At 67.2% G+C, this 7,112-nt stretch carries 7 protein-coding genes; 6 read left to right on the forward strand and 1 reads right to left on the reverse strand.

What is annotated here, in order from left to right:
- Positions 1–6 precede the first annotated feature (6 nt).
- From C4B30_RS27590 to C4B30_RS27625, 6 genes are all read left to right on the forward strand, one after another.
- Entirely contained in the window at positions 7–1,245 is a 1,239-nt protein-coding gene (locus C4B30_RS27590; protein WP_027784621.1) for a pyridoxal phosphate-dependent aminotransferase, read from the forward strand.
- A 53-nt stretch (positions 1,246–1,298) separates the two neighbouring features.
- Complete coding sequence (locus tag C4B30_RS27595; protein ID WP_027784620.1) at positions 1,299–2,627, forward strand: homoserine dehydrogenase; 1,329 nt, start codon at positions 1,299–1,301, stop codon at positions 2,625–2,627.
- Between the two features lie 10 nt (positions 2,628–2,637).
- On the forward strand, positions 2,638–4,089 hold the full coding sequence (thrC, locus tag C4B30_RS27600) for a threonine synthase (RefSeq protein WP_027784619.1): 1,452 nt from the start codon (positions 2,638–2,640) through the stop codon (positions 4,087–4,089).
- Between the two features lie 244 nt (positions 4,090–4,333).
- Positions 4,334–5,581, forward strand: coding sequence for a molybdopterin molybdotransferase MoeA (locus C4B30_RS27605; protein WP_027784618.1), 1,248 nt, complete (start codon positions 4,334–4,336; stop codon positions 5,579–5,581).
- A gap of 19 nt (positions 5,582–5,600) precedes the next feature.
- On the forward strand, positions 5,601–5,858 hold the full coding sequence (gene moaD / locus C4B30_RS27610; protein ID WP_027784617.1) for a molybdopterin converting factor subunit 1: 258 nt from the start codon (positions 5,601–5,603) through the stop codon (positions 5,856–5,858).
- Between the two features lie 205 nt (positions 5,859–6,063).
- Entirely contained in the window at positions 6,064–6,540 is a 477-nt protein-coding gene (locus C4B30_RS27625; RefSeq protein ID WP_027784616.1) for a molybdenum cofactor biosynthesis protein MoaE, read from the forward strand.
- Positions 6,541–6,617: 77 nt separating this feature from the next.
- Here C4B30_RS27625 and C4B30_RS27630 read toward each other — a convergent pair.
- The coding region (locus C4B30_RS27630; protein WP_234015464.1) for a group III truncated hemoglobin at positions 6,618–7,112 on the reverse strand (495 nt) is incomplete at its 5' end.

Consider the following 7,112-nt stretch of genomic DNA (forward strand, 5'->3'; position numbering starts at 1 on the left):
GTCGTCGTGAAACCGATTCAGAAGTCGAACAAGCTGCTCAACGTCTGCTACGACATCCGTGGCCCGGTGCTCGAGCACGCGAAGCGCCTCGAGGAAGAAGGCCACCGCATCATCAAGCTGAACATCGGCAACCTCGCGCCGTTCGGTTTCGACGCGCCGGACGAAATCATCCAGGACATGATCCGCAACCTGCCGGCGTCGTCCGGCTATTCGGATTCGAAGGGCGTGTTCTCGGCGCGCAAGGCCGTGATGCACTACACGCAGGAAAAGGGCGTCGTCGGCGTCGGCCTCGACGACATCTACATCGGCAACGGCGCGTCCGAGCTGATCGTGATGGCGACCCAGGCGCTGCTGAACGACGGCGACGAAGTGCTGCTGCCCGCGCCCGACTACCCGCTGTGGACGGCGGCCGTGAGCCTGTCGGGCGGCACGCCCGTGCACTACGTGTGCGACGAGCAGAACGCCTGGATGCCCGATCTCGACGACATCCGCAGCAAGATCACGCCGAACACGAAGGCGATCGTCGTGATCAACCCGAACAATCCGACCGGCGCGCTTTATTCCGACGAATTGCTGCTCGAGCTGCTCGCGATCGCGCGCCAGCACGGGCTGATCGTGTTCGCCGACGAGGTCTACGACAAGATCGTCTACGACGGCCTCGAGCACACGGCGATGGGCGCGCTGTCGGAGGACGTAATCACCGTCACGTTCAACAGCCTGTCGAAGAGCTATCGGTCGTGCGGCTATCGCGCGGGCTGGATGGCCGTGTCGGGCCTCGGCGGCGACAACCGCCGGCACGCGAAGGATTACCTCGAGGGGCTCGGCATCCTGTCGTCGATGCGCCTGTGCGCGAACGTGCCCGGCCAGTTCGCGATCCAGACGGCGCTCGGCGGCTACCAGAGCATCAACGAGCTGATCGTGCCGAGCGGGCGCCTGTACAAGCAGCGCGAACTCGCGTATGACATGCTGACGTCGATCCCGGGCGTGACCTGCGTGAAACCGCAGGCCGCGCTGTACATGTTTCCGCGCCTCGACCCGAAGCTCTACCCGATCCAGAACGACCAGCAGTTCATTCTCGACCTGTTGCTCGAGGAGCGCGTGCTGCTCGTGCAGGGCACGGGTTTCAACTGGGCGACGCCGGACCACTTCCGCGTGGTCTTCCTGCCGAACCTCGACGACCTGACCGATTCGATCAACCGGATCGCACGCTTCCTCGACGGCTACCGCAAGCGCCATTCGGTCTGAGCGGGCAGAGCCACACGGAACTCACTACTTCTTACTCATCGATCACACGCAGCATGGAACCGATCAAAGTTGGCCTGTTGGGCTTCGGCACCGTCGGCAGCGGCACCTTCACGGTGTTGCACCGCAACCAGGAAGAAATCAAACGACGCGCGGGGCGCGGCATCGAGGTCGCGCGCATTGCCGTGCGCAACCCGGCCAAGGCGCAGGCTGCGCTCGGCGCTCACGCCGGCACCGCGCAGATCACCGACGATTTCAACGCGGTCGTCGACGATCCGTCGATCGCGATCATCGCCGAGATGATCGGCGGCACGGGCGTCGCGCGCGAGCTCGTGCTGCGCGCGATCGCGAACGGCAAGCACGTCGTGACGGCGAACAAGGCGCTGCTCGCGGTGCACGGCACCGAGATCTTCGAGGCCGCGCGCGAGCAAGGCGTGATGGTTGCGTTCGAGGCGGCCGTCGCCGGCGGCATCCCGATCATCAAGGCGCTGCGCGAAGGCCTGACCGCGAACCGCATCCAGTACATCGCCGGCATCATCAACGGCACGACCAACTACATCCTGTCGGAAATGCGCGACCGCGGGCTCGACTTCGCGACCGCGCTGAAGGCGGCGCAAGAACTCGGCTACGCGGAAGCCGATCCGACCTTCGACATCGAAGGCGTCGACGCCGCGCACAAGGCGACGATCATGAGCGCGATCGCGTTCGGCGTGCCGGTGCAGTTCGACCGTGCGTACGTCGAAGGCATCAGCAAGCTCGACGCGACCGACATCCGCTACGCGGAAGAGCTCGGTTACCGGATCAAGCTGCTCGGCATCGCGCGCCGCGCCGCAAACGGCATCGAGCTGCGCGTGCACCCGACGCTGATTCCGGAAAAGCGCCTGCTCGCGAACGTCGAGGGCGCGATGAACGCGGTCGTCGTGCACGGCGATGCGGTCGGCACGACGCTGTACTACGGCAAGGGCGCGGGCGCGGAGCCGACGGCATCGGCCGTGGTCGCGGATCTCGTCGACGTCACGCGCCTGCATACGGCCGATCCCGAGCATCGCGTGCCGCACCTCGCGTTCCAGCCGGACAGCCTGTCGAACACGCCGATCCTGCCGATCGAGGAAGTGACGAGCGGCTACTACCTGCGCCTGCGCGTCGCCGACCAGACCGGCGTGCTCGCCGCGATCACGCGCATCCTCGCCGAATCGGGCATCTCGATCGACGCGCTGCTGCAGAAGGAATCGGAGCAGATCGACGGCGCGAACGGCGAAACCGACATCATCCTGATCACGCACGAGACGGTCGAGAAGAACGTCAATGCGGCGATCGCGCAAATCGAAAGCCTCGCGACCGTCGTGTCGAAGGTGACGAAGCTGCGCATGGAAGCGCTGAACTGAGGCTGACGACATGAACTACATCTCCACGCGCGGCGCCGGCATCGGCGAGCGCCATACGTTCTCCGACATCCTGCTCGGCGGTCTCGCGAAGGACGGCGGGCTCTACCTGCCGGCCGAGTATCCGACGGTGTCCGCCGACGAGCTCGCGCGCTGGCGCACGCTGTCGTACGCGGATCTCGCGTTCGAGATCCTGTCGAAGTTCTGCGACGACGTGCCGGCCGACGACCTGCGCGCGATCACGCGCCGCACGTATACGGCGGCCGTGTACAGCAACACGCGCCACGGCGAGAACGCGTCCGACATCACGCCGCTGAAGACGCTCGGCACCGAGAACGGTACGGCGCTGTCGCTGCTCGAACTGTCGAACGGCCCGACGCTCGCGTTCAAGGACATGGCGATGCAGTTGCTCGGCAACCTGTTCGAGTACACGCTCGCGAAGCACGGCGAAGCGCTGAACATCCTCGGCGCGACGTCGGGCGACACCGGCAGCGCGGCCGAATACGCGATGCGCGGCAAGGCCGGCGTGCGCGTGTTCATGTTGTCGCCGCACAAGAAGATGAGCGCGTTCCAGACGGCGCAGATGTTCAGCCTGCAGGATCCGAACATCTTCAATCTCGCGGTCGAAGGCGTGTTCGACGACTGCCAGGACATCGTGAAGGCCGTGTCGAACGATCACGCGTTCAAGGCGCGGCAGAAGATCGGCACGGTCAATTCGATCAACTGGGCGCGCGTCGTCGCGCAGGTCGTGTACTACTTCAAGGGCTACTTCGCGGCGACGCGGTCCAACGACGAGCGCGTGTCGTTCACAGTGCCGTCGGGCAACTTCGGCAACGTCTGCGCGGGCCACATCGCGCGGATGATGGGGCTGCCGATCGCGAAGCTGGTGGTCGCGACCAACGAGAACGACGTGCTCGACGAGTTCTTCCGCACCGGCGCGTATCGCGTGCGCAGCGCCGAGAACACCTATCACACGAGCAGCCCGAGCATGGACATCTCGAAGGCATCGAACTTCGAGCGTTTCGTGTTCGACCTGCTCGGCCGCGATCCGGCCCGCGTGATGCAACTGTTCCGCGACGTCGAGGAGAAGGGCGGCTTCGATCTCGCGGCGAGCGGCGATTTCGCGCGCGTCGCCGAATTCGGTTTCGTGTCCGGCCGCAGCAGCCACGCCGACCGCATCGCGACGATCCGCGATGTGTTCTCGCGCTACGACACGATGATCGATACGCATACGGCCGACGGCGTGAAGGTCGCGCGCGAGCATCTGGAGGCCGGCGTGCCGATGGTCGTGCTCGAGACGGCGCAGCCGATCAAGTTCGGCGAGACGATCCGCGAAGCGCTCGATCGCGAAGCCGAGCGGCCGGCCGCATTCGACGGGCTCGAGGCGCTGCCGCAACGTTTCGAGGTCGTGAAGGCCGACGCGCAGCAGGTGAAGGACTTCATCGCCGCCCATACGGGCGCATGACGCGCGGCCGGGCCTGCGTGCCCGGTCGTGCAGAACGGCCGGAATGCCGATTCGTCGAACGGATCGGGGTTCCGGCCGTTTCGTTTGGCCCGTGTTTGGCCCGTGGCATCGCATGTGGCGCGAAAGAAGTGCCGGACCCGCGAATTCGCGCCGATCACGGTGTTCGCATGCCCGCCATATCGCGCGTCCGCGTGGCGGCGTCGCTACAATGACGTATTGACTTCAACGATCCCCGATTCCATCGATGTCGAACCCGAATCCCGCGGCGCCGCGCACGCCGATGCTGTCGACCGCCGAGGCGCTCGCCGCGCTGCTCGATGCCGCGAAGCCGCTGCCCGGCGCCGAAACCGTCGCCACCCTCGACGCCCTCGGCCGCGTGCTGGCGGCCGACGTGAGCTCGCCGCTCGACGTGCCGCCGATGCACACGAGCGCGATGGACGGTTATGCGGTGCGCGTCGCCGACCTGCTGCACGGCGATCGACGCTTGCCGGTGTCGCAGCGCATTCCGGCCGGTCATCCCGCCGCGCCGCTCGCGGCCGGTACGGCCGCGCGGATCTTCACCGGCGCGACGGTGCCGCCCGGCGCCGATGCCGTCGTGATGCAGGAGCAGACGTCGGCCGACGGCGACGCGGTCGAGATCCTGCATACGCCGAAGGCAGGCGAATGGATCACCGCGCAGGGCGCGGACATCCGTCAGGGTGCGGTGATCCTGCCGGCCGGCACGCGGCTCACGCCGCAGGCGCTCGGCCTGGCCGCATCGGTCGGCTGCGCGCAACTGTCGGTCGTGCGGCGGATTCGCGTGGCGGTGTTCTTCACCGGCGACGAACTGACGATGCCCGGCGAGCCGCTGAAGCCCGGCGCGATCTACAACTCGAACCGCTTCACGCTGCGCGGGCTGCTCGAGCGGCTCGGCTGCCACGTGACCGACTACGGGATCGTGCCCGACTCGCTGGCCGCGACGCGCGATACGCTGCGCGCGGCCGCCCGCGATCACGACGTGATCCTGACGAGCGGCGGCGTGTCGGTCGGCGACGAGGATCACGTGAAGCCGGCCGTCGAGGCCGAAGGGCGGCTCGCGCTGTGGCAGATCGCGATGAAGCCCGGCAAGCCGCTCGCGTACGGCGCGGTGCGCCGCGACGACGAGCGCGCCGACGCGCATTTCATCGGCCTGCCCGGCAACCCCGTCTCGAGCTTCGTCACGTTCCTGCTGTTCGTGCGGCCGTTCCTGCTGCGCCTGTCCGGCGTGCGCGACGTCGCGCCGCGCGCGTTGTCGCTGCGTGCCGATTTTTCGCAGAGCAAGGGCGACCGGCGCAACGAATTCCTGCGTGCGCGCGTCAATGCAGCCGGCGGTCTCGACCTGTTCCCGAACCAGAGCTCGGCCGTGCTCACGTCGACGGTCTGGGGCGACGGCCTGATCGACAATCCGCCGCAGCACGCGATCAGCGCGGGCGAGACCGTGCGTTTCATTCCGTTTTCCGAATTGCTGTCGTAACGCGGCGGCTCCCCGAACCATGAAGATTCAGCTGAAATTTTTTGCAAGCGTGCGCGAAGCACTGGGCGTGGCCGACGAAGAAGCCGACGTGCCGGACAGCGTGACGACCGTCGGCGACGTGCGCGCGTGGCTGCGCGTGCGCGGCGGCGCGTGGGCCGACACGCTCGCCGAAGGGCGCGCATTGCGCATGGCATGCAACCACGAGATGACCGACCCGGACACGCGGATCACCGAAGGTTGCGAGGTCGCGTTCTTCCCGCCGGTGACGGGCGGTTGAGCTTGCATGGGGCTCGAGTAAGCGCTAAAGGGCCAACTCGGGTCGACCGCGATGCATGGGACCAGAGTAAGCGCTAAAGCGCCAACTCGGGTCGACCGCGATGCATGGGACCCAAGTAAGCGCTGAAGCGCCAACTCGGGTCGACCGCGATGCATGGGACCCGAGTAAGCGCTAAAGCGCTAACTCGGGTCGACAGGAGCAGACGATGGCTATGGTACGAGTCCAGACCGACGATTTCGATCTGAATGCCGAAGTGGCGGCATTGCGCGCGCGCAACCCGAAGATCGGCGCGCTCGCGTGCTTCGTCGGCACGGTGCGCGACCTGAACGAAGGCGATGCGGTCGCCGCAATGGAGCTCGAGCACTATCCGGGAATGACCGAGAAGGCGCTCGAGAAGATCGCGGCCGAGGCCGGCCGGCGCTGGCCGGGCATCGACGTCGCGATCGTGCATCGCGTCGGCAGGCTGCTGCCGCTCGACCAGATCGTGATGGTCGCGACGGTCGCGTCGCACCGCGGCGATGCGTTCGCGTCGTGCGAGTTCGTGATGGACTATCTGAAGACCGAAGCGCCGTTCTGGAAGAAGGAAACGACGCCGGACGGCGAGCGCTGGGTCGATGCGCGCAGTACCGACGATGCCGCGCTCGCGCGCTGGGGCGTCGAGTCGGGCAACACGCCGCGCTGAGCGCGGCGCACGGAGCGATGCGGCGATGTGCCGCATGCGCGTCGTCGTCGTGCGGGAGGGGCGACGGGCGAGGGGCGTTACGCGTCCGGCTCGACGCCGCGCCCGATGATCTTCGTCGGAAACGGCTCGCCGCGGGCGCGCGACGGCAACGCATGCGGATCGTCGCCCGCGTCGGGGCGGCGCGGCGCGATCGCGTCGAGCAGCGCCTGCTGCTCGGGCGGAATCCTGTAGTCCCACCCGAACCGGCTCAACTGCAGGCTCTGCGCGATCCGCAGCGCGGGCTCCATGAAGCGGATCGCCGCGGGCGGCGCGTAGCGCGCCTCGACGGTTTTCAGGAACAGCGACAGCCAGCGGCTGAAATGGGCCGGCTCGATTCCGTCGAGCGGCTGGTGCGCCTGCTGCACGTTGCCGCGATAGCCCTTGATGCCGAGCACGAGGCTCGACCAGAACGTCACCATCTTCGGCAGATGATCGTCCCAGCGACCGGCCAGTTTCGCATCGAACACGGGCCCGAGCAGCGGATCGGCGCGCACGCGGTCGTAGAACGCGTAGACGAGATCGCGGATGTTGTC

This window comes from Burkholderia sp. BE12, from assembly GCF_002959955.1.
In the GTDB taxonomy this organism is placed as follows: domain Bacteria; phylum Pseudomonadota; class Gammaproteobacteria; order Burkholderiales; family Burkholderiaceae; genus Burkholderia.